This window comes from Halopiger goleimassiliensis, from assembly GCF_000455345.1.
GTDB lineage: Archaea > Halobacteriota > Halobacteria > Halobacteriales > Natrialbaceae > Halopiger_A > Halopiger_A goleimassiliensis.
This window is the reverse complement of the sequence record NZ_HG315690.1, coordinates 1619567-1644130: the sequence shown is the minus strand read 5'-3', so window position 1 is coordinate 1644130 and position 24564 is coordinate 1619567. Positions and strand designations below refer to the sequence as shown.

26 protein-coding genes, 1 tRNA gene and 1 pseudogene are annotated in these 24564 nt (G+C 65.7%); 12 read left to right on the top strand and 16 right to left on the bottom strand.

Annotated features, from left to right (window positions below):
• Window positions 1-64 precede the first annotated feature (64 nt).
• Entirely contained in the window at window positions 65-2023 is a 1959-nt protein-coding gene (locus tag TX79_RS08035; RefSeq protein WP_049926941.1) for a hypothetical protein, read from the bottom strand.
• A gap of 263 nt (window positions 2024-2286) precedes the next feature.
• On the opposite strand from TX79_RS08035, the gene TX79_RS08030 reads away from it, so the two are divergent.
• From TX79_RS08030 to TX79_RS08020, 3 genes are all read left to right on the top strand, one after another.
• On the top strand, window positions 2287-3303 hold the full coding sequence (locus tag TX79_RS08030) for an ABC transporter ATP-binding protein (RefSeq protein ID WP_049926940.1): 1017 nt from the start codon (window positions 2287-2289) through the stop codon (window positions 3301-3303).
• Window positions 3300-4070 (top strand): ABC transporter permease, encoded by a 771-nt coding sequence (locus TX79_RS08025; protein ID WP_049926939.1) that lies wholly within the window; start codon window positions 3300-3302, stop codon window positions 4068-4070. The genes TX79_RS08030 and TX79_RS08025 overlap by 4 nt, the downstream gene beginning before the upstream one ends.
• A gap of 122 nt (window positions 4071-4192) precedes the next feature.
• Window positions 4193-6079 carry a glycoside hydrolase family 15 protein gene (locus tag TX79_RS08020; protein ID WP_049926938.1) on the top strand — a complete coding sequence of 629 codons (1887 nt, stop codon included), beginning with the start codon at window positions 4193-4195 and terminating at the stop codon, window positions 6077-6079.
• A gap of 6 nt (window positions 6080-6085) precedes the next feature.
• On the opposite strand, the gene TX79_RS08015 is transcribed toward TX79_RS08020, so the two are convergent.
• From TX79_RS08015 to TX79_RS20055, 3 genes and pseudogenes are all read right to left on the bottom strand, one after another.
• Window positions 6086-7186, bottom strand: coding sequence for a cupredoxin domain-containing protein (locus TX79_RS08015; protein WP_230198557.1), 1101 nt, complete (start codon window positions 7184-7186; stop codon window positions 6086-6088).
• A 580-nt stretch (window positions 7187-7766) separates the two neighbouring features.
• Complete coding sequence (locus tag TX79_RS19840) at window positions 7767-8135, bottom strand: hypothetical protein (protein WP_230198556.1); 369 nt, start codon at window positions 8133-8135, stop codon at window positions 7767-7769.
• A 2-nt stretch (window positions 8136-8137) separates the two neighbouring features.
• Window positions 8138-8203 (bottom strand): annotated as a pseudogene (locus tag TX79_RS20055) (hypothetical protein); the annotation flags it as partial.
• A 363-nt stretch (window positions 8204-8566) separates the two neighbouring features.
• Between TX79_RS20055 and TX79_RS08005 the strand changes: the two are divergent.
• Both TX79_RS08005 and TX79_RS08000 read left to right on the top strand, forming a co-directional pair.
• Window positions 8567-9403 carry an alpha/beta fold hydrolase gene (locus TX79_RS08005; RefSeq protein WP_049926937.1) on the top strand — a complete coding sequence of 279 codons (837 nt, stop codon included), beginning with the start codon at window positions 8567-8569 and terminating at the stop codon, window positions 9401-9403.
• Window positions 9404-9637: 234 nt separating this feature from the next.
• Window positions 9638-10093 carry a helix-turn-helix domain-containing protein gene (locus tag TX79_RS08000; protein ID WP_049926936.1) on the top strand — a complete coding sequence of 152 codons (456 nt, stop codon included), beginning with the start codon at window positions 9638-9640 and terminating at the stop codon, window positions 10091-10093.
• A gap of 392 nt (window positions 10094-10485) precedes the next feature.
• On the opposite strand, the gene TX79_RS07995 is transcribed toward TX79_RS08000, so the two are convergent.
• Both TX79_RS07995 and TX79_RS07990 read right to left on the bottom strand, forming a co-directional pair.
• A tRNA-Glu gene (locus TX79_RS07995) sits at window positions 10486-10560 on the bottom strand.
• Window positions 10561-10647: 87 nt separating this feature from the next.
• A complete protein-coding gene (locus tag TX79_RS07990; protein WP_049926935.1) occupies window positions 10648-11841 on the bottom strand; it encodes a helix-turn-helix transcriptional regulator in 1194 nt (397 codons plus the stop codon).
• 121 nt (window positions 11842-11962) lie between these two features.
• Here TX79_RS07990 and TX79_RS07985 point away from each other — a divergent pair, with 121 nt between their 5' ends.
• Complete coding sequence (locus TX79_RS07985; RefSeq protein ID WP_049926934.1) at window positions 11963-12541, top strand: MBL fold metallo-hydrolase; 579 nt, start codon at window positions 11963-11965, stop codon at window positions 12539-12541.
• 40 nt (window positions 12542-12581) lie between these two features.
• Here the strand turns inward: TX79_RS07985 and TX79_RS07980 are convergent, their stop codons facing one another.
• From TX79_RS07980 to rpl7ae, 8 genes are all read right to left on the bottom strand, one after another.
• On the bottom strand, window positions 12582-13415 hold the full coding sequence (locus tag TX79_RS07980) for an ATPase (protein WP_049926933.1): 834 nt from the start codon (window positions 13413-13415) through the stop codon (window positions 12582-12584).
• Window positions 13412-13684, bottom strand: a complete 273-nt coding sequence (locus TX79_RS07975; RefSeq protein ID WP_049926932.1) for a DUF5827 family protein — start codon at window positions 13682-13684, stop codon at window positions 13412-13414. Before TX79_RS07975 ends, TX79_RS07980 begins: the two co-directional genes overlap by 4 nt.
• A 267-nt stretch (window positions 13685-13951) precedes the next feature.
• On the bottom strand, window positions 13952-14554 hold the full coding sequence (gene sod, locus TX79_RS07970; RefSeq protein ID WP_049926931.1) for a superoxide dismutase: 603 nt from the start codon (window positions 14552-14554) through the stop codon (window positions 13952-13954).
• A 261-nt stretch (window positions 14555-14815) separates the two neighbouring features.
• On the bottom strand, window positions 14816-15190 hold the full coding sequence (locus tag TX79_RS07965) for a DUF7344 domain-containing protein (protein ID WP_049926930.1): 375 nt from the start codon (window positions 15188-15190) through the stop codon (window positions 14816-14818).
• 218 nt (window positions 15191-15408) lie between these two features.
• Window positions 15409-15876 carry a nucleoside-diphosphate kinase gene (ndk, locus tag TX79_RS07960; RefSeq protein ID WP_049926929.1) on the bottom strand — a complete coding sequence of 156 codons (468 nt, stop codon included), beginning with the start codon at window positions 15874-15876 and terminating at the stop codon, window positions 15409-15411.
• Window positions 15873-16244, bottom strand: coding sequence for a 50S ribosomal protein L24e (locus tag TX79_RS07955; RefSeq protein WP_049926928.1), 372 nt, complete (start codon window positions 16242-16244; stop codon window positions 15873-15875). The genes ndk and TX79_RS07955 overlap by 4 nt, the downstream gene beginning before the upstream one ends.
• Before the next feature lie 3 nt (window positions 16245-16247).
• On the bottom strand, window positions 16248-16472 hold the full coding sequence (locus tag TX79_RS07950) for a 30S ribosomal protein S28e (protein ID WP_049926927.1): 225 nt from the start codon (window positions 16470-16472) through the stop codon (window positions 16248-16250).
• 11 nt (window positions 16473-16483) lie between these two features.
• Window positions 16484-16846, bottom strand: a complete 363-nt coding sequence (gene rpl7ae / locus TX79_RS07945) for a 50S ribosomal protein L7Ae (RefSeq protein ID WP_049926926.1) — start codon at window positions 16844-16846, stop codon at window positions 16484-16486.
• Between the two features lie 270 nt (window positions 16847-17116).
• On the opposite strand from rpl7ae, the gene TX79_RS07940 reads away from it, so the two are divergent.
• The 3 genes from TX79_RS07940 to TX79_RS07930 all read left to right on the top strand — a co-directional run bounded on the left by TX79_RS07940 (window position 17117) and on the right by TX79_RS07930 (window position 20110).
• Complete coding sequence (locus TX79_RS07940; RefSeq protein ID WP_154660482.1) at window positions 17117-17419, top strand: hypothetical protein; 303 nt, start codon at window positions 17117-17119, stop codon at window positions 17417-17419.
• Window positions 17420-17529: 110 nt separating this feature from the next.
• Complete coding sequence (gene tmcA / locus TX79_RS07935; RefSeq protein ID WP_049926924.1) at window positions 17530-19830, top strand: tRNA(Met) cytidine acetyltransferase TmcA; 2301 nt, start codon at window positions 17530-17532, stop codon at window positions 19828-19830.
• Window positions 19831-19885: 55 nt separating this feature from the next.
• Window positions 19886-20110 carry a hypothetical protein gene (locus TX79_RS07930; protein ID WP_049926923.1) on the top strand — a complete coding sequence of 75 codons (225 nt, stop codon included), beginning with the start codon at window positions 19886-19888 and terminating at the stop codon, window positions 20108-20110.
• Here TX79_RS07930 and TX79_RS07925 read toward each other — a convergent pair.
• Window positions 20107-20844 carry an SDR family NAD(P)-dependent oxidoreductase gene (locus TX79_RS07925; protein ID WP_049926922.1) on the bottom strand — a complete coding sequence of 246 codons (738 nt, stop codon included), beginning with the start codon at window positions 20842-20844 and terminating at the stop codon, window positions 20107-20109. The two genes, TX79_RS07930 and TX79_RS07925, sit on opposite strands and share 4 nt — an antisense overlap.
• 115 nt (window positions 20845-20959) lie before the next feature.
• Between TX79_RS07925 and TX79_RS07920 the strand changes: the two genes are divergently transcribed.
• The 3 genes from TX79_RS07920 to TX79_RS07915 all read left to right on the top strand — a co-directional run bounded on the left by TX79_RS07920 (window position 20960) and on the right by TX79_RS07915 (window position 22694).
• Window positions 20960-21442: a DUF456 domain-containing protein gene (locus TX79_RS07920; RefSeq protein ID WP_049926921.1), complete on the top strand. Its 483-nt coding sequence runs from the start codon at window positions 20960-20962 to the stop codon at window positions 21440-21442.
• A gap of 41 nt (window positions 21443-21483) precedes the next feature.
• Window positions 21484-21648, top strand: a complete 165-nt coding sequence (locus TX79_RS19640; RefSeq protein ID WP_195892477.1) for a hypothetical protein — start codon at window positions 21484-21486, stop codon at window positions 21646-21648.
• A 161-nt stretch (window positions 21649-21809) separates the two neighbouring features.
• A complete protein-coding gene (locus tag TX79_RS07915) occupies window positions 21810-22694 on the top strand; it encodes a carboxypeptidase regulatory-like domain-containing protein (protein WP_049926920.1) in 885 nt (294 codons plus the stop codon).
• Between the two features lie 23 nt (window positions 22695-22717).
• On the opposite strand, the gene TX79_RS07910 is transcribed toward TX79_RS07915, so the two are convergent.
• The gene (locus TX79_RS07910) at window positions 22718-24487 is read right to left on the bottom strand and encodes a glutamate--tRNA ligase (protein WP_049926919.1); all 1770 of its coding nucleotides are present in this window, start codon (window positions 24485-24487) and stop codon (window positions 22718-22720) included.
• Window positions 24488-24564 lie beyond the last annotated feature (77 nt).

Genomic DNA, 24564 nt, shown 5'->3' with positions numbered 1-24564 from the left:
GCCTCAGTGAAGCAAAATAGCGTCTGTGTAGTCCCGGTCGCCGCCGGGTCGGGTGATTCAGGCCCTACTGGTCGATGTAGACGGAGCCGACGTAGAAATCCTCCTTGTAGTACAGCGTCACGTCGCGTGGATTCTCGGTTTCGATCGCGACGGTATCGCCTTCCTCGAAGGTGCCGTCGATCTCGTCCGCGAGGCTGACACCGTCACGGCCGTTCTCGTTCCAGATCTGTAGCTCGAGATCCGACGCGGGAATCGCGTCGCCGCCGGCGTGTTCGACGACGCCGTCGTCGTACTCGAGGTCGACTCTCGGGATCGTCCGGGTCCGACCGACGGGGATCTCGTCTCCGTCCCAGACGACGGTGACGCGTTTGCCCGAGCCGACGTCGTCGAGTTCGATCGTTGCGGGCTCCGTGATAGTCTCGTACTGGTCGGCCCACTGGACGTCCGCGGGGTCGTCGTCGACCCGGAGCTCGTACGCGTCGGCGGGCTGTTCGATCTCGACCTCGAGAGTGGCAGTCAGCCGGTCGTCCGCGTATTCGTACTCGAAGTCGACGTCCCCGGGCGCGTCGATCCGGTGGAACGAGAGCGAGTCGTATCGGGAGGTTCCGTCCCAGCCGACGATGATCTCGTCACCGGGCTGGACGTCCTCGAACGTGGCTTCGGCTCCCTCCTCGACGGTTTCGCCGTCCCAGGGCTGGATCGTCGCGGTCGGCTCGGGGTCGACCCGTTCGCCCTCGTCGTTGACGATCCGGTACGGCGATTCGTCGTGGGCCGCGATCGTGATGCGGTCGCCGTCGAGCGGGAAGTCGTCGGTGTACTCGATGGAGAGGGTTTCCGTCTCGTAGTCGTACTCGAACTCGAAGCGGAGATTGCTGAGGATGGACGTCCCGCTGCTGCTCGACCCCATCTCGTGGTCGTGCGTGATCGAGACGGACGTGTTGGGCTCGACGTCCTCCATCTTCACGACGATCGTATCGCCCTCTTCGATCTTCCCGTGGCCGTCGGCCCAGATGTCGGGATCGTACTCCTCGTCTCCGAGTTCGAGAGTCAGATCCTCGACCGGCGTCGGATCGCCTCGGCCGACCTCGAGTTCGAGGTACTCGTCGTCGGGATCGATGTCACGATCGACCCGGAGGAAGCCCGGGCTGTCGTGTTCGGCGACTGCGCGTTCGGCCTCGAGGTCGCGTTCGACGGAGACCGTGACGTAGCGGCCGTCCACCGTCGCTTCCGGCTCCTCGGTGGTGCCCATGTACGCGAAGTCGGCCTCGATCCTCTCGACGAACTCGTCGGTGACGTCGTCGGCGTCCTCGAACGCGACGACGTACTCGATCTCGATCGTATCGGGATCGAGGACGGTCTCGGCGTGGGCGATGTACTCCGGCTGGGGGTCGTCCTCGTTACCGGTGAAAGCCGACGCCGAACCGTTCACTGACTGAACGGTGTAGCTGTCGGCGTCGCCGACGGTCTCGATCGCCTCCTGGAGCATGTCGTTCGTCTCGAGGAGTCGGTCTTCCTCGCCAGCGGCCGCGGCCAGCGCGTCGTCGATCGTCCCCTCGTCGGTGGTTACGAACACGAACTCGTCGGTGACCGCGGCGAACTCGTCGGTGTTTCCGGATTCGAACCGTTCGTACTCGAGGCCGCCGTCCGTCTCGGCAGGCTCGCCGTCACCGTCCGGATCGATGTCGCCGGCGAGGATCCGGATCGGCTGGGTGTACTCCTCGTCGTACGACGTCACGGTGACCTCGGCGGCGATGCCGTCGGGATCGACGTTCAGCGGACCGATGTAGGGCCGGGATTCGTGGGGTTCGTCGGCCTCGCGACGGCGTTCGTAGTCGACCGCGCGGAATACGATCGCGTCGTCGCTGACGGACGCGGGGAGATACTCCAGCAGCGTCTCGAGGTCGGGTGCATCGCCCGAGGCCTCGACGGAGGAGCCGTCGGACGCACTCACGGCGGAACCCGCAAACGCGATGGTCGCAGTCGTGGCGATACCGCCCAAGAGGGTTCGGCGGGGACACTTCATACGATCCGTTCTTTCCGTTCTTCCAACAAGTATCTTCCCATCATATTCCAGTTCAGAACACAGTCGAAACTGGCAGCCGTCGCCGATTTCTCCGGCAGCGTCGTCGGTCGCTCGAGACCGACGCAACGACGAGCGCCGAACTGACCGGCCCCCCTCCACACTTGGACCCCAGCCAGGCCGTCCATCCGTAGCCGGGTTTCGTCCCCTCGAATCGGGTTCGGCTATGCAAACATTGATTGGCGCACTGACGTTATGCTCCGGTGATGGCCGCCATCACCGTCGACGGACTGCGGAAGGAATTCGGCGACGTGACCGCCGTCAACGACCTTTCCTTTACGGTCGAGAGCGGCGAACTGTTCGGGTTACTGGGACCCAACGGCGCTGGGAAGTCGACGCTGATCAAGATGCTGGTCACGCTGTTGCAGCCGACGGCGGGCACCGCACGGGTCAACGGCCACGACATCCGCGAGGACCGAGGTGGCGTCCGCGATAGCATCGGGATCGTCTTCCAGGAACCGGCCCTCGACGAGGAACTCACCGGTACCGAGAACCTGGCGTTGCACGCACGGATGTACGGCCAGCGGAAAGCCGAACGCGAACGCCGCATCGACGAGATTCTCGACCTCGTCGACCTGGCCGACGAGCGCGACGAACTCGTCGAGAACTACTCCGGGGGGATGAAACGCCGCCTCGAGATCGGGCGCGGTCTGATGCACGAACCCTCGGTGCTCTTTCTGGACGAACCGACGGTCGGACTCGACGCTCGCGCCCGCCGCGACACCTGGGACTACATCAAGCGGATGAACGAGCAGTCGGGTATCTCGATCGTCCTGACGACCCACTACATCGAGGAAGCCGAACAGCTCTGTGACCGCGTGGCGATCGTCGACGACGGCGACATCGCCGCGCTCGATTCCCCGGACGCCCTCAAAGACTCCCTCGGCGGCGACGTCGTCACCCTCGAGATCGACGGCCCGACGGCTCCCCTGCTCGACCGTCTCGACGAGGCGTCCTGGGTCGCCGAGTACACGACGAGCGACGCCGTGGTTCACGTAACGCTGCCAAGCGGCGAGTCCCACATCGTCGACCTCGTCCGGATCGCCGACGCGGTCGACGTACAGATTACGTCCATCGACCTCCGGAAGCCCAACCTCGAGAGCGTGTTCCTCTCGGTGACGGGGCGGACGCTCGAGGACGGCGACACTGAAGCGGCCGAGACCGAAGCGGTCCAGTCGGTCGGCGCTGCGGGGTCCGCGGGATCGCTGGAGGGAGAGCGATGACTCGAATCGATCCGCTGGCCATCTACGGTCTCTGGCTTCGGGACGTGAAACGGTTCCTGCGGACGCCGTCCCGGATCGTCGGGGCGCTGTCGATGCCGCTTCTGTTCCTCGTGTTCCTCGGGTACGGCTTCGAAGGGGCGGCGATCCCCGGCCTCCCCGAGGACGTGGGCTACATCGAGTTTCTGGTCCCCGGTATCGTCGGCTTCACGATGATGTTCGGTGCCTCCTTCGCCGGCCTCTCGATCCTCTCGGATCGCGACGTCGGGTTCCTGAAGGAGATTCTCGTCTCGCCGGCCAGCAGGACGTCGATCGTTCTGGGCCGGATCGCGGGTGGGTCCACCACCGCGTTCGTCCAGGGTGTGCTCATCCTCGTGTTCGCGGTCCCGCTCGGGTTCCGCTTCGTGAGTTTCTTCTCGTTGCCGCTGGCGTTCGTCTTCCTCGTGTTGATCGCAGTAACGTTCGTCGGCTTCGGCATCGCCCTCGCCTCGCAGTTTCGCGACAGCGAAGGCTTCATGCTGATCGTCCAGTTCATCATCTTCCCGCTGTTTTTCCTCTCCGGTGCGGTCTTTCCCATCTCCGGGCTCCCCGGTCCGGTCCAGTATCTCGCGTACGTCAACCCCCTCACCTACGGTGTCGACGGTCTCCGCGCCGTGCTGATCGGCTCCTCGTCGTACTCGGTGCTTCTGGACGCCGGCCTCCTCGCGCTTTCGTCAGTCGCGATGGTCGCTCTCGGTGCCGCCCTCTTCGAGCGTGTCGAAGCCGCCTGAACGAGCCTTACCGTATCCGTGCGTTGCATGCTCCGTCTTTTTCCTACTGGTATCCGAAGGAAACGGTATGCCGCTCGGCCACTCCGGGTTCGCTACTGGTATTCGAGGAACGGGTGATACCGGTGTCTGAGTCCGACGCGTATCCGCCGATCGAGGCCTACGGGATCGTCGGCAACCTCGAGACCTGTGCTCTCGTCGGGCCCGATGGCTCGGTCGACTGGTTTCCCTTTCCGCACCTCGAGTCGCCGAGCGTCCTCGCGGCGATCCTCGACGCTCACGGCGGCGGCCGGTTCCGAATCGCACCGATCGACTCGTTCGAGACCGCGCGGCGATACGTCGACGACACGAACGTCCTCGAGACGACCTTCCACACCGACGACGGAACGGTAACGGTGACCGACTTCCTGCCGCCGGCCGGCCGGACCAACCACCCGAAAAAAGTCCTCTACCGAAAGATAGCCTGCGACGAGGGATGCGTCGACCTCGCGGTCGAGTTCGAACCCCGGTTCGATTACGGTCGAGCGGAGACGTCGATCGAACTCACGGAGGCGGGAATCCTCGCCGAGGGCGAACGGGAACGGACGCTGCTCGAGAGCCCGATCGACCTCGAGATCACGTCGGGAAACGGTCGAAACGGCCGAATAACCGGCGAGCAATCGCTCGAGGAAGGGGACGAGGAGTGGTTCATGCTCCGGTGTACGGGGGCCGAGGACGCGGACACGGACCCGGCGGCCGCGCTGGAAGAGACGATCGGCTTCTGGACCGACTGGGTGCACGACTGTGATCCCGAAGACGGCTGTGCGTTCGAGGGGCCGTGGCACGACACCGTCGTCCGCTCGGAGTTGGCCCTGAAACTCCTGACTCACGCCGAGTCCGGGGGAATCGCGGCCGCGCCGACCACCTCGCTGCCCGAAACCATCGGTGGCGTCCGTAACTGGGACTACCGCTTCAACTGGCTTCGAGACGCCGGGTTCACCGTGCAGGCGCTGATGAACCTCGGAACTGCGTCGGAGGCCAACGACTACTTCGACTGGTTCATGGACCTCTGCCAGGCCGACGACCCCGAAGCGATCCAGCCGTTGTACGGCCTCCATGGCGAATCCGATCTCTCGGAACGGGAACTCGAGCACTTCGAGGGGTATCGCGGCTCCAGTCCGGTTCGGATCGGCAACGAGGCCGCAGAGCAGCGCCAGCACGACGTCTACGGGGAACTCCTGCTGGCCGTCGACGAGATGCACCGACACGGTCGCCAGCTGACCGACGAGGAGTGGGATCGGATTCGCGATATCGTCGACTACGTCCGCGAGATCTGGGACGAGCCGGACGCAGGCATCTGGGAAGTCCGCGGCGGGAACCGACACTTCGTCTACTCGAAGGTCATGTGCTGGGTTGCCCTCGACCGCGCGCTCGCGCTCACTACCGACGGCGACTACGACGCGCCGCTCGAGGCGTGGCGAGAGAGCCACGAGCGGATTAGAGCGGACGTCCTCGAGAACGGGTACGACGAGGCCGTCGGCGCGTTCGTACAGTCCTACGGGTCGGACGCGCTCGACGCGACCGGCCTCCTGCTCCCGATCGTGGGCTTTCTGCCCTTCGACGACGACCGCGTGCAAGGAACGATCGACGCGGTCGAAGACGCGTTGGTCGAGAAGGATGTGTTCGTCCGGCGGTACGACGGCGACGACGGGCTTCCGGGCGAGGAAGGCGCGTTCGTCCTCTGTTCGTGCTGGTACGTCGACGCGCTCGCGCTCTCCGGCCGCCTCGAGGCGGCGAAGTCGCGGTTCGAGACGCTGCTCGAGTACCTGAACCCGCTCGGACTCGTCGCGGAGGAGATCGATCCCGAGACCGGCGCTCACCTCGGGAACTTTCCGCAGGCGTTCAGCCACATCGGGATCGTCAACAGCGCCCTCTATCTGGGCTACGTCCGGGGGTACGATACCCCTGGCCCGGCACCGATGGGGATCCGACTCGGCGACCCGGCCGTGGACGTCCCGGTGCTGTCGGAGTAACGCCTCCTACCCTACGATGTCGATCGTCCCCCGCATGCTCTCCGGATGGACCTGACAGTAGTACTCGGCCATCTCTTCGACGGCCGTGAACGTGACCGTCTGCGTCGCCCCCTCCTCGCCGACGAGATCGGACTCAAGGAGGTCCGCGCCGCTCTCGTCCTCGATCGCGAAGTTGTGCTGCAACCCGTCCGCGTTCTCCCAGACGAGCGTGTACTCGGTGCCTGCCTCGAGTTCCAGTACCGGATTCGCTTCGTTCGCGACGTCCTCGGGTTCCGTACCCTGCCAGCCCGGTGCTTCGCCCGACAGCCGGAAGTCGGCGTCCTCGTTCGCCGGTTCCTCGGCGGCCCCGTCTTCGGGTTCCGCCTCCGCCTGGCCGGGGAACTCCCAGTCGTCGAACGGCCCCTCGACGAGTTCCTCCTGTTCCCACATGGCGTGAATGAACGGCTGCATTTCGCCGTCGGGAAGTTCCATCGCGGTCGGAACCGGATCGAAGACCGGTCCCTCGTCTGTCGGCCGGATCGGCAACACCACGCCGTGCGTGTGGTGGAGTTGCCCCGCGATCGTCTCCTCGGGCGCTAGCGGAAGTTCCTCGTCGATCGCTAGCCGGTAGCGCTCGTCGCGGACGGTCTGGGTCGTCATGAAGTGGATCACGCGGAAGCCGTCCTCGGTGGCCAGCTCGCCGTTTACGTAGATGTCACCGACGTCCCAGCAGGCGGCGTAATCGTACACCTGCGCCATCAACGGCGAGCCGGTTCCGGTCTGTCCGTGGTGCCATGCACCGACGCGGACGCCGCCGCCGGTCTGGTAGCCTGGGATAGGTGGCTTGACGACGTGATCGAAGTCCAGTCGGTACTCGTTGCCCGCCGGATCGGTGAACACCGTCTCGAGGTCGACTTCGTCCGCCGTGTCACCCGGTTCGCCGGGCGTGTCGTACGGCTGGCGGTCCCGATAGGTGATCTCGAACGCACCGCTGGTGACCTCGGCTTCGTCGCTGTAGAGGTTCGGCTCGACGAACGTCTGCTCGGCGACCCCGGCATCCTCGTCGTCCTCGATCGGTTCGCGGCCCGCCTCCGGTGCGGCCACGAGCAACGGGAGGTCCTCGAGCAACTGGGGAACCGCCGCACCGAGTGGTTCGGGCAGTTCCTTCGCCTGTTCGATCCGCGACTCGAGGAGGGACTGCCGAACCGTGGGTTTTCGGCCGTTCCGAACACCTGCGGGCTGAGCCGTCGTTCGCCCGGCAACACCCAGTAGACCGCGTTCCCTGGTTCCTGTCGAACCGTCACGTCGCGACCCAGCGCGGATGCGCTTCCATCCTCGTCGGTACCGTCGTGTTGGGCACCCACCGTCGAAAGTCCCGAGCCGAGGGAGATACCGGCCCCTGCTGCACTGCCCGCCTCGAGGAGGGAGCGTCGCGTCAATCGGCCGTTCGATCCGCCCTTTCTTGTCATGTGTTACCACGTGTATGCGCAGAGAGATTGGAAGAATAAATGGGTGAATCGTTGTGGTATGGCAACACATCACTCCCACAATTCTTTTGTAGGCGGTTCTCGCGAGCCGATGCGAAGTGGGCACTTAGTTCCGCGAGCGAACCGCCCAATCCGAGGTTACCGACTCGGACGACACAGCGTCCGCTGTATTCGAGGGTCGCGACGAGACAGCGCCTCGAAACGGAACTGGGATCGAACCGCTAGAAGGTGATCTCGTAGTCGTCGTCGACTAGCGACCGGATACTGGGATGGCCCTCGTTCTCATCGATGCGGACGAGTCCCGCGTCCTCGATCGCGTCGTCGGCGTCGAACGCGCTGGCACAGTAGTCCCAGACGGCTGCTTCATCCCGCACTGACCGGTAGAGGTCGTGATCCGAGGACGACTCCAGTCCCCGACGGGTCGACTCGGCGTCCTCGTGGACCTCCTCGTTGACCTCTCGGACGATATCGGCGAATGCGACGTCGTCGACCGTCGTGTCGATCCCAAACTCGCCGGCGCGATCGATCGTCTCGAGGACCTCGCCCGGTAGAGCAACATCTTCGAGGGGATACAGCCGCGATTGAGACACGCTCCGCCCAGTCGACTCTTCTCGACGACGGCGACCGACTGCCCGCGCCGCGTGGCCGCGTTCGCCACGTCCAGCCCCGATCCGGAGCCGATCACCAGGAAGTCGTACTCTTCAGTGAATTTCGGCGACACACCTGACGTACTGGTGGGCGACGGGAATCGGTGTCGTGACTGAGTGTCGCCGATGCACTACCGAAATGCGGTATAATCTGTTGCCGACTACTGATCTGGCTGCTGTTCCCACGTTGACGTCGATCCGTAGCCCGCGGTCTACCGCCGAACGTGACGGCACGCCGCCGGTGTCTCGAGGCTTTCGTCGACTCGCCAAGAAGGAACGCGGACGACCCAATCCTCTCGAACGATGTGACGAACACGTCCGAATCCCGACCGACCCCAACCGCTAATGGTCTCGGCGTGGCAGCGAGACGGGACATGGATTACGAAACGTGGGCCGAGAACCAAGAGACGACGACGGTGGCGGTCGACGAGCACGACCTCGAGGTCGCGTACTACGACGAGGGTGAGGGCGAACCGGTCCTCCTGTGTCACGGAATCCCGACGTCGTCGTTCCTCTGGCGCGACGTCGCACCGCCGCTGACGGACGAGTACCGCGTGATCGTCCCCGACATGGTCGGCTACGGTAATTCGGCGATGCACGACGGCTTCGACCGGTCGATCCGTGCGCAGGAAGCGATGATCGACGGGCTGGTCGACGACCTGGCCCTCGAGCGAGTAACGTTCGTCGGACACGACCTCGGCGGCGGGGTCGGTTTGCGCTACGCCGCCCACGAGCCGAACACGGTCACGAACCTCGTCCTCTCGAACGCGGTCTGTTACGACTCGTGGCCGATCGAGACGATTCTGGAGCTCGGCCTCCCCGCAACCAGCAAGGAGATGAGCGTCGACGACGCCCGGAACCTCCTCGAGAAGATCTTTCGGAACACCCGGTACGACGACCCGAGCGAGGAGTTCGTCGACGGGATGCTCGCACCCTGGGACTCCGAGGAGGCGATCGTCTCGCTGTCGCGCAACGCCATCGGTACCAACACGAGTCACACGACCGAGATCGACCCGAGCGAGATTTCGGCGCGGACGCTCCTCCTGTGGGGGTCCGAGGACGAGTTCCAGGGGATCGAGTACGCCGAGCGCCTGTCAGACGACATCCCCGACGCCGAACTCGTCGGGGTGGCCGAGGCGAGCCACTGGGTCATGGCCGATCGACCGGACCGCTACGGGGACCAGCTTCGCGAGTTCCTCGCCGGCGACTGACCGGATTTCACGCCCGGCTCTAACGGAGGGTTCGTCGCGACCGACAGCCCGGGTTCGGACGCGAGAACGAGAACGGTCGGACGGAGTCGGCGTCACGTTAGGTGGAACTATTTTGCTCGAGAACACCGTAGATACGGGTATGCCGCCTTCTGATAGCCAGTTAGACGTCTACGAGTGTCCGACCTGCGGCGAACTTCCGTTGAGCGACGGGGAGCGACCTGCTGCGACGGGCCGATGGACGCCGTAGAGACGACCGTCCCCACCGAATCGCCGACCGTCGAGGAACTCATGCGCGACGTGTTCGATATCTCCCCGACCGAACTCGAGGTCCGTCAGCAGGTCATGGCTGCGGGTGAAACGACCATCGATGACCTCGTCGAGACCGTCGACCGTGACCGAAGCGTCGTCAGCCGACACCTGAACCACCTCGTCGATCTCGGCGTCGTCGAGAAGACGTCGCGCGTCCTTCCCGAAGGGGGCCGCGTTAACGTCTACGCACCTCGCTCCGAGGACGTGGTCCGACGCAAACGTAAACACGGGCTCTACGCGTCGTGTCTCGACGCCATCGAACTGCTCGAGGAGGTGAACGAGGAAAAGATCGCGATGATGGCCGAGAACCCGAACTCCGACGACCACAACGTCGGTCGATCGGTAGTCGATCGATTGCTCTCTTTAGGTGATTCGTCGTAATCGAGTGGCTGCGGAGCTCGTCTCATTCTGTCCGCACTGGGCCCCAACCGTACGAACGACGACCGACGCGAGGAGTGCTCCCCCTCATGACGTATCGTAACAGCACGTTACTGGCGAGTGCAGGTTACGAACTGACTCGATCAGCGATCTGGTGTTGCAGTCACGGATCGGTTTCCGAAGGGACAGCGGTCGATGAACGCCCGGATCGATTTCACGGCTCACGGGTAGTACACGCTATGCGGTGCTCGCCGGTTAGTTCGCCGTAGAACGGCTCCGACGGGGATTTGAACAGGTGCGAGACGGTCGATCTCACTTCGTTCGATCGCTGCGACTCGCTTGTTCAAATCCCCTCGTGCGCTTCCTTCTTCACTCACGAGGTTCGTTCAGAAGAGTGCTCCGACGGGGATTTGAACCCCGGTCATTGCCTCGAGAGGGCAATATGATTGGCCGGACTACACTATCGGAGCGTGCGTCGAATGCATTCATCCGTAGTGCGGGTCGATGTTTAAGGATTCCGTTTCGATCCGGGGGTGGGCCGGCGTGCCATGCCGCGGTTATTCGTCGAACGGCGACTTCGTCGCTTCGGGCTCGTACCCCTCGAGGCTGATGATGTTCTCGCGGCCGACGCGGAGCTTGCTGATCGTGCCCTCGTCCTCCATGTCTGAGAGGAGCATGCTGACCTTGGATTTGGACCAGCCGGTTTCGTCGACGATGTCCACCTGCTTCATGCGGCCGCCGTTGTTCTCGATGAGTTTGACGACGCGGTCCTCGTCGGTGAGCAGTTCTTCGTCCTCGAGTGGGTCGGCAGGGGCGTCCGACGGCTGGGCATCTGCGGAGGGAGTATCGTCGTCGGATCCGCCGGTGTTCGGTTCGGCCCCGTCGGCGTCGGACGTCGACCGGTGCCGGTACCACAATCCGGCCGCACCGAGCGCGAGACCAACGAGCAAGACGCCGAGACCGAGCGTCCACGGCGACGCGTCGCCGTTCGGGGAGATGCGCTCCGAGAGCGAGGAACTGCCTCCGACCGCCCCATCGTGGTCGGACTCGAGGACGACTCGTGGGTGCCCCTCGAAGAACTCGCGTTCGCCCTTCCAGTGAAGCGACGTCGCCTCCTCGATCGACGAGCCGACGACGCTATCCGGTTCTGGGGTGGCACTGCTGAACGCGAGGTTGCCGTCGGGTTTGACGACGATCTCCTGGTCGGCGGTGATGATCAGCCCCTGGAACACGTCGCCGACCACGACCTGTCCGTCGGTCGTCTCGGCGAAGTTCTCCCAGAGGAACGACATCTCGACGACGCCGATGGCGTTGAGTTGTCCCTCGATGTCCGCCGATCGGTTGAAGTTCGAGGCCGCCATCTCACGGTCGGTGTCTTCGATCGCAGTCTCGGCCATCAACTCCGCCTGCTCGGTAAACTGAACGTAGAGGGCGGTCTCTTCGGACTCGAACTCGTCGGCGAACGTCCGGAAGTTCTCCGGCGTCTCGATCCCGTCGCTGTCCTCCGTTAGCGGCTGTTCGTACTGAAAGGTCCAGGTGGCGCTCCCGTTCTCGTGGACGGTGATCTCGAAGGTGGTCGACTCGAAGTCGCTCGAGTCGACGTCGTCCGAGTCGGACGAAGACTGGAGGGCTGGCGACGGCACCGCGGTACCACTCCCAGTGAAGGCGGTGACGACCCCTCCTATCGGGCCGCCGACCACCACGAGCACGACGATGAGGGCGACGAGCCCGACAGAAACCGACCGATGCATTCGTCGTCTACTACGTGCCGGAGCTAAAAATGGTTGTGAATACGGACCCACCCCCATGGCGACGCCGACCATGGCGCGTCGTGTCGATACGCACAAACGATCCGACCCCGTATGCGTCGCTATGATCGCCAACCTCGCGGCGGACGTGCAGGCGTTTACGAGCAACGTCTTTCTGGTCGAGGGCGACCGGACCGTCCTCGTCGACCCCGGGGCGAACTTCGACGTCGTCGAACGGATCCGGGCGCGGACGGACGACCTCGACGCGGTCGTACTCACGCACACCCACCGGGACCACGTCGGAAATCTCGAGGCAGTCACGGACGCGTTCGACGTCGACGTCTGGGGGTACGATCCCGCGATCGAGGGCGTGGACCACGCGATCGGGGACGACGAGCGCGTCACACTTGGGTCCGACGAGTACGTCGCCTTGCACACGCCTGGTCACAAGGACGATCACCTCTGTTTCTACGCCGAGGACCGGGGCATCCTCTTCGCCGGGGACCTCGTCTTCCAGAACGGCAGTTTCGGCCGGACGGACCTGCCGGAGGGCGACCGGGAGACGCTGATCGAGAGCATCGATCGCGTCCTCGAGCGGATCTCGCCCGACCTTTCGGAGATGCACACCGGCCACGGGCCGAGCGTGACGACCGATCCGTACGACCACGTCCAACTGGCGGCCCGGATGGCCCGCCAGGCCTAGAGCGGTCGACTCCCGTCCTCGCGATCTCCGTCGACGGGTCTCACCCGTCGGCCGCTCGATCGGCTGCGGCCAACACCGTGTCGTACGCGGGTTCGTATGCAGTTGCGACCGATTCGGGATCGGATCGTTCCTCGCTCGGTAGCGCCGGAAGTTCGACCCGCTCGAGCGGGTCCAGCAGTTCGAGTACGTCGTCGGTGCGTTTCTCGAGGCGGCCGTCCATCGGACTGGAGCTAGCGACGTCACAGGCGCGGGCGTATCGGTCACCCGGATAGATCCGGACGCGACGGGGTTCGACGGCGGCGACGACCGTCGGCTCGAGGGACCGGATCGGGATCGCGATGTCGCCGTAGGATTCGACCACGGCGACGTCGGCGGCTGCGATCTCGTCGGCGATCCGCTCGAACGCGGGGACGTACTCCCGTTCGGCGACGTCGTTCAACGTCTCGACGGACTCGACCGGAATCGCGTCCTCGAGTGGGAGGGCTTCGGCGACCGACTCGGGCAGGTCGGCGGTCGCGTTCCGCACGTAAGTCGTCGAATCGGGGTCGCCCGATCCGATCCTGTCGATCAGGAACTCGCGGTCGCTTCGCCCGAGCAAGCCGTTACCGCCGCCGGGTGACGGTCGCCAGAGTCGATGGACGGGATTGAGTCGCTCCGGCGGACGGTCGCTCCGTTCCGCGGCCGCGATACGGGCCGCGTCCTTCCCGTAGAGCCGTCCCTCCGCCAACGCACGACGGCAGTCGTCGTGGTCGAACCAGAAGTCGTTCCCGGCCCGCGGCTTGTAGCCCACGCCGCCGGTCCGTGCGAGCAGGCCGACGGTGAACGTCGTTTTCCCGGCGTCGACGCGGTCGGCACCGACCACCAGGACGTTCATTCGTCTTCTTTGAGCCCGTAGTAGCCGGGTTCGTCGTCCGATCGCGGTTCGGCGACGACGAGGTCGTCCGCGTTCGTCATGATCCACGGGATCGCCCAGTCGAGCAGGATGGCCTCGGTCTCGGCCTCGATTTCGGCGTCCGGCTCGAGTCCCTGCAGGAGTCTCGCGATCTCGTAGACGGTGTACATCTGATCGGGCTCGAGCAGTTCTGCGGGCGTATAGAAGTCACAGGGTGGGAGTTCGTCGAACTCGGATTTCGGAACGGGCATGTGTCGTCGATATCGCGTTCTGACGCCTAAATCGTTCGTTCCCGTTTCGACGTCGTGCCAGTAGTCGATTGTCACGGTTCGACATGCGATCAGTCCGTCGTCGGTACCGGATGGACCCGACCATCGAAGCCGGTCTGACGCTCGAGGCCCGCTCGGGCGAGGCGATGCGTCTCGACCGCGGTCGGGAATCGACCCGCTATTCGGCGGTGCTTGATAAAAGAACGGAGGTTGACTGACTCGTCGGCGGCGATCCGTCGTCGAACTACGTTACTCGAAGTGGTCGATGCACTTCTGGTACTCCTCGGCGACGGAGTCCCAGTTGATCACGTCGAAGAAGCCGTCGATGAAGCTGCCGCGGTCCGGGCCGTAGTCGTAGTAGTAGGAGTGTTCCCAGACGTCCAGCGCGAGGATGGGGTGGGCCCCCCAGAGTGCGCCCTGGTCGTGCTTGTCGACCGCGAGGTTGCGCAGCTGCTTCGAGACCGGGTCGTACACCAGCAGGGCCCAGCCGCCAGCGGCACCGGCAGCCTTCTGGAACTCGCCTTTCCAACCCTCGTAGGAGCCGAAGTCCTCCTCGATGCGGTCGGCGAGGTCGCCCTCGGGTTCGCCGCCGCCGTCGGGAGACATGTTCTCCCAGAACAGCGTGTGGAGATAGTGGCCACAGCCGTTGTGGGTGACGTCCTTGAGGGCACCGGGCGTCGAGTCGAAGTCGCCGGACTCGCGGTTTTCCGCGAGGGTTTCCTCGGCCGAGTTGAGGCCGTTGACGTAGCCCTGATGGTGCGTATCGTGGTGCCAGGTGACGACCTGTTCGGAAATCGCCGGCTCGAGCGCGTCGTAATCGTACGGTAGTGGTGGAAGTTCGTGATCAGTCATGATAACACCCGTGTGAGTGTATGGATAGCTCGATTGTTAAGTGTTGAGGAGTGAAACGATATCACACCCCAATTGCTTCGGTCCGTCGCCCCGTTCGCGACGGACGCCACTCGAGTGCACTACGGACTCCCTGTTAAACCTTTCATACGGTCTACTGTACGTCTGTGCCGGCGCAGCCGACGCCGGGTCGCGGGTGCCCCGATACATCGGTACAGCAGTCCGCCTCGCCGATCTCGCCCGCTCGTGTTCGACTCGCCGCCGCTACGACAGTTCCTTGTGATAGGCGTGTTCGAGCCACTCCTCGAGCGACGGTTGGCTCCAGTAGCGGACGGTATCGCTTCGCTGATCGATCTCGAGGATCCCCGCGTCCTCGAGTTTCGGCAGGTGGACGTGCTGGAGTTCGATCCGGATCTCGCGGCTCAGGTCGGTCGGCGGCTCATCGGCGGCCGGATCGTCGCCGCACTCGAGCGTGGCGATGTGGTCCGTAATCTCGCCGACGGTCGCGACCCCGTCCGTCCGGTCGGAAAGGAGATACAGGGCGTATCGACGACGAGGATTGGAGAGGAGATCGAAGACGAGATCGAGCGACGGTGCCGATTCCGCGACGCGTGCCGTCGACCCCTCTGTTTCACGCATTTCCGGACCACCTACCGTACGTTACCATACGAAATCACCACTCCTCTCTACTGCAGGCCATCCATTAGTTGTTACGTCTCTCTAGATTGTTACGTGTATTTCTCCCGTAACTATCGCTGACGAGAGAATCCCGTCCGTACCGGGTAGTGAGAGATCCGGGAGAAAATCGGTCAGTGAAGTGGCGCTGGCCGGTTAACGAGGCCGTGGTGTGCCGATCGTTACTCGTAGAGCCACTCGGCGTCGTGCTGGTCGTAGTCGATCAGTTCGTCCTCGTCGAAGTGGATCGCGATCTCGCGCTCGTTAGCGCCTTCGTCCTCGTGGTCGGCCGCGTGGACGACGTTGCGACCGAGGTCGAGCGCGTAGTCACCGCGAATGGTGCCGGGTTCGGCCTCGAGCGGGTCGGTCTCGCCGATCATCTGGCGGACCTGACGGGTCGCGTCCTGGCCCTCCCAGACCATCGGGACGACCGGGCCGGAGGTGATGAAGTCGACGAGGTCGTCGTAGAACGGCTTGTCCTCGTGCTCGCTGTAGTGTTCCTCGGCCCGCTCGCGGGGCATGTTCTCGACCTTGATCCCGACGAGTTTGAGGCCGCGGTCCTCGAGTCGGGAGACGACCTCGCCGACGAGGCCGCGCGCGAAGGCGTCGGGCTTGACCATCACGAAGGTGCGTTCGTGGTCGTCGCTCATGCTTCCTCGGCCTCGGTTTCGGTCTCGGTCTCTTCGGTCTCGTCGACCGTCTCGTCACCAGCAGGAACGTCTTCCTCGTCCTCGTCGACGGCCTCGGCCTCGGTCTCTATGTCCTCGTCTTCGGCGGCTTCGACGACCTCGTCCTGGTCGGCTTCCTCGTCGGCTGGCGTCTCCGCTTCCGCGGGGCCTTTGCCGGCGCGACCTTCCTCGGTCCACTCGAGGTCGCGCGGTTCGCGACCGAGCTTGTAGTTCTTCTCGGCCTTCGAGTCGACGAAGTGCAGCACGGTGCCGTCGTTCTTGACGTACATGATGCCCGTGCCGGGCTCGATCTCTTCGCCGGTGTAGTCGCAGGTGCGTTTCTCGACCATTGGTTACTGACCTCCGATGGAGTCGGCCTCGCGGGCGGTCTCGCGAAGCTGGAGGACGTCCCCCTCGCGGACCGGCCCGAGGCAGTTTCGGGTGATGATACGTCCCTGATTCTCGCCCTCCTTGATTCGGCACTTGACCTGCATGGCTTCGCCGTGCATGCCGGTCTTGCCGACGATCTCGATGACCTCGGCGGGCGTTGATCCGGTTTCTTCCTCTTCAGCACTCATGTCTGATCACCTCAGTCGAGGTCCTCGACCTTGTCGGCGATGTCCTCGACGTCGCCGGAGGCCTCGCCGGAGTCGACGATCGCCGCGGCGGCCGAACCGACTTCGAGGCCGGCGGCGTGGCCGACGTCGTCCTGGGTCTCGATGAAGACGACGGGGATGCCCTTCTCGTCGGCCAGGTCGGGGATGTGCATCACGATCTCTTCGGGCGAGACGTCTTCGGCGACGTAGACGAGCTCGGCGTTGCCGCGCTCGATCGCCTTGGTCGTTTCGTTGGTTCCTTTCTTTACGCGTCCGGTGTCTCGTGCGACCTCGAGCGCCTCGAGGGCGTCGTCGGCGAGGTCGGCTGGGATGTCGGTGGTTACGTAGACTGACATAGGTTGTTCACCTCTCCTACGCGTGGGCTCGCGCTCCCCTGCCATCCGAAGCGCTGGGGGCTCCGGGCCGGAGCAGTCCGGCGGAAGTCCTGAGAGGCTAGGAGCATCATCAACCCCGCGTAGGGTGTACTACGCCAGTAGCGTTGCCCCCCTTAAAAGCGTGTTCAAACGCACGGGCCTGTGGCACGACTCCGCACGGGTGCACGACGCCACCACCGTTCGAACGGGGCCGTCGATACGTTCATGCCCGCTCGCAACGAGTCACCATTCGTGACGGTTCGCGACGGCATCGACTCGAGGTGGCTCCGCCTGCTGTGCTCCTCGATCGGGTTCGTCGGCCTGCTCGGCGTCGTGGTGGGCCTGGTCGTCGTGATCTCCGTGGCCTACCGGGTCGCGCTCGCCGCGCTACTTGGAGGATCGGCCGCGGCGGTCATCGCCGACCTGTCGGTGTCGGTGGTCCTCTCCGAGCGGTCCGACGACCCGCTCACGTGGCTCGCCGGCCTCCTCCTGCTCGTCCTGTTGCTCCCGGCGTTCGACCGCTATCGCGCCTGGGTGGGCCGCAAACTGGGATAGCGGCACGGCCCGTCGTCTCGATCGACGAGGCTGGACGGGATCCGCGGACGACGGGGGTGCCCGAAAGCCGGTTCCGGTGCCTATTACTCTCGAGGGACGAACCTCCCCGTATGGATCGCGACGTCGTCGGCCTCGCTACGTCGCTGCACGAGGAAGCCCGCGACGCGAACGAGCGACGGGGGCTGGTTCTCGCGGGTGATCGTGCGGCAGGGTACGACGCGCTCGAGGCCGTCCTCGACGCGCTCTCCGTCCCGATCACCGAGACGACGCTCGTGGGGCCGGACGATCGGCTTCGCTGCGAGCAGTTCCCGCAATCCCGCGCGGGCGAACTCCTCGGGACGACGCGAGCGGTCGTCGCGCTGGACGCACACGAGGGCCTCCGACCGAACGCGCTGGGGAAGGTCGTCGGTGCCGTCGACGGCGGCGGCCTCCTCGTCCTGCTCGCGCCGCCCCTCGAGGCGTGGCCCGATCGACGCGGCGCGTTCGACGAGTCGCTGGCCGTGCCGCCGTTCGACCTGTCGGACGTCACGGGACGGTTCCGACGGCGACTCGTCGAGACGCTCCGTGCGCACCGCGGCATCGCCGTCGTGGACCTCGAGGCCGGCCGAATCGAGGACGACGGCCTGACGCGACCGGCCCCGCGGCTGGCCCCGTCGGAGGATGCCATCGACCCTCCAGAAGACCCCCGATTCCCTGCCGCCGTCTACGAGGCCTGTCTCACCGGGGATCAGGCCGAGGCCGTCGCGTCCCTCGAGTCGCTGCGGCCGGACGGCGATTCCGACGCGAGCGAACGGGCCGTCGTGCTCGAGGCCGACCGCGGCCGTGGCAAATCCAGCGCCGCGGGGCTGGCCGCCGGCGCGTTGGCCGCCGACGGGGCCGAGGTGCTCGTCACCGCACCGCAGTGGCGAAACGCTCGCGAGGTGTTCGCTCGGGCGCGCGAGGTATGTGCGGATCTCGAGCGGCTCGACGACGGTGGCCACGACGGCGGCGACGTCAGCGACGGGCATCGAATCGGGACGACCACCGGCGGAGTCGTCCGTTTCTGTGATCCCGCGTCGGCAGTCGAATCGAATCGCCTCGCGGAGGCAGACGCCGTCGTCGTCGACGAGGCCGCGGCGCTTCCCGTTGCAGTGCTCGAGTCGCTGCTGGCCGCGCCTCGGGTCGCGTTCGCGACCACGATCCACGGCTACGAGGGGGCCGGCCGGGGCTTTTCCGTCCGGTTCCGCGACCGACTCGCCGAGAGCGACCACGAGGTGATCGAGCGGACGCTCGTCGACCCGATCCGGTACGCCGCGGGCGACCCGCTCGAGGTCTGGGCCTTCCGGGCGCTGTTGCTCGACGCCCGTCCGCCGGTCGAGCCGCTCGTCGCCGACGCCGACCCCGAATCGGTGGCCTATCGGCGACTCGAGCCGGATACGCTGCTGGCGGACGACCACCTACTGCGGGAGACCTTCGGCCTCCTCGTGCTCGCACACTACCGGACGGAGCCCAACGACCTCGCGCGACTCCTCGACGCGCCCAACCTCGAGGCCCGGGCGCTCACCCACGACGGCCACGTCGTCAGCGTCGCCCTGCTCGCCCGGGAGGGGAACCTCGAGCCGGAGACGCGATCGATGATGTACGAGGGCGGCCGGGTCCGGGGGAACATGCTGCCGGACGTGCTCACGAGCCAGTTGCGCGACGAGTCAGCGGGCGAGCCCGCCGGCCTGCGGGTCGTCAGGATCGCCACCCACCACGCGGTTCGCTCCCGGGGTCTCGGCTCGCACCTCCTCGAGCGGGTCCGCGAGGAGTTCGCCTCGGAGATGGACTGGCTGGGGACCGGGTTCGGCGCGACGCCCGGCCTGCTGTCGTTCTGGCGCGAGAACGGCTACCGGACGGTCCACCTCTCGACGACCCGCAACGACGCCAGCGGCGAGTACTCCGCGCTGATGCTTTCCCCGACGAGCGACGCCGGCCGGGCGCTCCACGACAGCCACGCGCAGTGGTTCGCCCGCCGGTTCGCCGCGGTCGCCTCGGACGCCCTCCGCGACCTCGATCCCGACGTCGCCCGCGCGGCGCTCCGGTGCGTCGACGCCGCACCGCCGCTCGAGTTGTCCGATCACGAGTGGCGGGTGGTCGCGGGCGCGGCCTACGGCCCAGGGTTGTTCGACGTCGACCCCGGTCCGTTTCGGCGGCTGGCCGTCCGCTACTTCGTCGAGGATCCTGACGCCATCGATCTGAGCGGTCGCGAGGAACGACTGCTCGTCCTGCGCGTCCTGCAAGGTCGGGACTGGTCGATCGTCGCGGATCGCCTCGAGTACCCCTCGCCCGGCCAGTGCATGCGCGCCCTCGGCGAGGCGTTCTGTCCCCTTGTCGATCGGTACGGCGGGGACGCCGCGCTCGCGGTTCGGGACCGCTTCCGCGCGGAGTAAGGTGCGTGTCCGATTCGCCAATAACTTGTATTATGACCAACTGATATGTGGTGTAATGAAGAAGTACATCGACTACGCCCGGAACTTCGGAGACCTGAGCGAGGCGGAGCGGATCGAACTCCTCTTCTTCGCGTCCGGCATCCCGATGTTCCTGGCCGGATCGGCCCTCGTGTTGGCGTTCGACGAGCTGCTCATCGGGGGCCTGTTCCTGGCGGTCGCTATCCTGGATCTCACGGTTCTGCCGCCGTTTCTGGCGCGAAACGTCGAGACCGAGGCTTAGGAGAAGAGCCGACGCTCGAGGAAGGCGGGCATGGCGGCGATCGCCCACGCCACGAGTCGCCACCGGCGGGTCACGTAGGCGTGGGACTTCTCCTTGCGGATCGCCCGCGCGATCTGTGTCGCGGCCGTCTCCGGGGAGCACTCCCAGAACGACCCGTAGGAGAGGTCGGTGTCGACGAACCCCGGCTCGATCGTCGTGATCGCGACGTCGGCGTCGCTGCCGGCCTGGCGGTTCCGGAGTCCCTCGAGGTACCGCGAGACGTAGGCCTTCGAGGCGTTGTACGATGCGGTACCGCCGTTCCCGAAGTGGGCCGCGACGGAAGAGATGCCCACGAGGTGGCCGTCCCGGTCGCTCGCCGGATCGGGGTTCGATTCGAAGTACTCCATCGCAGCGGTCGCGATAGCGGTGAACCCGCGGACGTTGACGTCGATCGTCCGCCGTTCGACCTCCCACTCGAGGTCGTAGTTCTCGTCCGCGACGCCGGCGCTAACGACGACCACGTCGACCGCGGGCATCGCGTCGGCCAGTTCGAAAAAGCCCTCGCGGGCGTCGTCCGTGTCGGTAACGTCCATCGTTGCGACGTAGGCTTTCGTCGGTAACGCGGTGCCGATCTCGCGCATCCGTTCGGTCCGCCGGGCCGCGAGGCCGATCTGGTACCCCTCGTCGGCGAGCTCTCGAGCCAGCGCTTCGCCGATTCCGGACGACGCACCGACGATGATCGCACCTCGAGTCATACGCACACGTTCTCGAAGCGGCCTATAACGGTACTGATCGACCGGCAAGTTGCCGTGGTCGGAGTCTTCGACCACACGCACCACGGCTTTGAGCCGTTGCGTGGATAGGTCCGCTATGGTCGAACCTCTCGGGATCGTCGCCATCGCGCTCCTGGTCGGCGGCGTCCTCGGAACGGTCGTGCCGCTGGTCCCCGGCGGACTGCTGTCGCTGTCGGGGCTGTTCCTCTACTGGTGGCAATCGGGGTACGCCGAACCGGGGACGATAACGCTCGCGGTCCTGACCGGACTCGCCCTCCTGGCCCTTCTCGTCGAGTTGTTCGGGAGTTCGATCGCAGCTCAGGCGGGCGGGGCCTCGTGGGCGACCACCGGGGTCGCCACCGTCGTCGCGATCGCACTCATGACCGTCACTGGCCCCCTCGGGCTGCTCGCCGGCCTGTTCGGTACCGTCTTCGTCCTCGAGTACGTGCGCGGGCGCGACGTCCACGGCAGCGCCCGGTCGGCCCTCTACACGACGGTCGGCACCCTCGCCTCGAGCGCCGTCCAGGTCCTGCTGACGCTGACGATCCTGCTCGCGTTTCTGGTGGCAGTCTTCGTCTAACGCCGCGCAACACTGAAGGTCTGGGTCTCGTTCACACGGGTATGGAGTGTTCCGAAGACGACTGCGAGCGACCGGCAGCCGTCGAACTCCACGTCCCCTGGGACGAGAATCGACTGGTCTGTGCGTCCCACGCTCGCGTACTCGGCCGACAGGACGGCGTCGTCGCCGACCCGCTCCCGGAGCGGGCGGACGAACTGCTCGAGTAGCGGTTCGGGAATCGATCCCGTAATTCGTCCCTCCCGTGTCGGGCGCACGTTGGTGACCGTGATTGTCCCGAAAACCGACCGTTATCGGCATCACAACGGCTATCTTTGGCCGATCCCTCCGATCGGCCGACGATTCTATGCGTGAAACTCGACGGCACTTTTTGACTCGAGCGAGCCTGACCGGGGCCTTCTTCGGATGGGGGTCCGGTACGGGGCTCGCGCGGCCGGGCACTGTCGACGGCGACGATGAGGGCGACGGCAGCGACGACGGTACTGGGGCCGGCGAAATTCGCGGAACGGTTACCCACTTCGGCGAGCCGGTTCCCAACGCGACGGTCTCGCTCTCCCCCGGCTCCGAAACCACGACCGACGATGACGGGACGTTCGAACTCGAGAGCACCGCGTCGGTTGCCGACCTCGCGGTTAGCGCGGACGGATACGTCGACCTCCGACGACGCATCCCTCTCGACGAAGCCGCCACGGCGGACCTCGCCCTCCACCTCGAGCGCGAGTGGGGTCCCGGAACGGGCGACCTCGAGGTGTTCGCGACGCCGGTCGGCGGCGGGTCGACGATTCCCTGTCGCGTAACGGTCTACGGCGACGAGACGTACGCCGCGGACGCGCCGAACGGGTCGATCCCCGACGGCGACACCTGGGATCGGGGTTTCGAGGTCGCCGACGGCTGGTGGGAAGTGCGCGTCTCCGAGGCGGACGGCTACAGCGACGGCTACGCGGAGGTGTACGTCGGCGGCGACGAAACCGAGAACGCGTGGGTACAACTCGCCGAAGGCGACGCGGAGATTCCGTCGACCGGTCGCGTCCGCGGCACCGTCGTGGACGCGGACGGGAACCGGATCGACGACGCGACGGTTCTCGTGGACGGCGATCCGGTAGCCGTCGAGAACGGCACCGTCGAAGTCGACCTCGAGCACGGTCGCCATCCGATCGTCGCGACTGCCGACGGGTACGAACGGAGTCGGGGATCGGCCACCGTCAGATTCGGCAGAACGACCGACATAACCGTTTCGCTCGAACCGGTACAGTAGAAGCGGTTTCGGGAAGCTCCCAGTCAGTCGTGGGTGTAGTAGGCCACCGTCTCCTCGTCCTCGTGACGGTCTCGTGACCGTCGGTTGCTCGAGTCGTCCGTGGCGCTCTGTGCCACGTTGTCGATTCGGGCGAAACCGACGCGCTCGAACTGGACCAGCTCGTCGGGCTCGAGGTCGGCGACGCCGGGTTCCGCGCGCCCGAAGACGTCGCCCTCGGGCGTTCGCATCCGGAGGGGGACGCTCTCGCTCGCGGGCACCCAGTGAACGACGTCGACGTCGCCCTCGCGGACCACGTCGATGTCGTCGTCGGTGTGCTCGAGCGTCCCATCGGTGTACCGGAAACAACCCAGGCCCTTGAGCCAGACGCGCTCCTCGCGGTCGGGGAGGTCGTCGGGCTCCAGTAGAACGGCGTCGCCGACGGGAATCTCGCGGACGCCGCGCTCTTCGTGATCGGGGTGTAGCGGCGGGTTCGCCTCCGCGGGTGGGCTGCCACCCAGCGGGAGTTCGGTGCCGTCGCGGACCATGAATCGGCGGTCGGTCTCGTCGTCGATCAGTTCGCGGTTGTTCGCGTAGATCGAACTCATCGCGAGGTCGACGTCGCTGGTCGAGGTGCCGAGGTCGACCATCGCGTCGACGATGGCCTCGCCGCGAATGCCACGGCGGCGGAGGCTCTTGAGGGTCGGCGCGCGCGGGTCGTCCCAGCCGTCGAGTTCGCCTTCCTCGATCAGTTCGGCGATGGTCGAGGTGCTCATCTTCACGTCGTAGGCGTCGAGTTGGACGTGACCCCAGTGGACCACCTCGGGGTACTCCCAGCCGAAGTAGTCGTAGACGAACCGCTGTTTCTTCGCCGAATCCTGGAGATCGATCCCGCGGATGATGTGGGTGATGCCGATGAGGTGGTCGTCGATCCCCGACTGGAAGTCGAGCATCGGCCAGCAGCGGTAGTCGTTGGCCTCTTCACGCGGGTGTGGCGTGTCGATCATCCGGAAGGCCACGAAGTCACGCAGCGCCGGGTTCTTGTGCTCGATGTCCGTCTTCACCCGGAGCACCATCTCGCCGCTGTCGTACTCGCCGTCGACCATGGCCTCGAACTCCTCGAGGACGGTCTCCGCGTCCTTGTCGCGGTGGGGACAGGGCTCGCCGGCGTTTTTCAGTTCGCTGAACTCCTCGCCCGGACAGGAGCAGGTGTAGGCCCCGTCCAGTTCGATCAACTCGCGGGCGTGGTCGTAGTAGGTCTCGAGGCGGTCGCTGGCACGGTAGACGGCGTCGGGTTCGAAGCCGAGGTACTCGAGGTCATCGAGGATGGCGTCGTAGGCCTCCAGGTCGGGCCGTTTGGTCTCGGGGTCGGTGTCGTCGAAGCGAACGCAGAACCAGCCGTCGTACCGGTCGCGGTAGGTGCCGATGACGGCAGGCATCCGGGCGTGGCCGACGTGCCAGGGACCGTTCGGGTTCGGCGCACACCGCATTCGGATCTCGTCGTACGCCTCGGCGTTCGGCAGGTCCGGCAGCGGATGGTCGTCCCCCTCGTCCTCGGCCTCGATCTCGGCGAGTTCCTCGGGGGCCAGTTCCTCGAGGCGCTCGCGTTTCTCCTCGTAGGAGAGGTCGTTCACCTGCGAGACGACGCCGCCGGCGATGCCCGGAATCTCGTCGCCGTGCTCGCGGAACTCCGGGTTGTCGCCCATCAGCGGACCCATGATCGCGCCGACGTCGGCGTCGCTCTCGTGTTTGACCGCGTTCAATAGCGCGTGCTTCTCGACCTCGCGTTCGACGCGCTCGCGCAACTCGTCGTTCATTACGCCCCAGTATTCGTGCCCGGACCAAAACGTCCGCGATGTCGGGTCGTCGGTCCCGTTCCGTCGAGGGCTCTCGA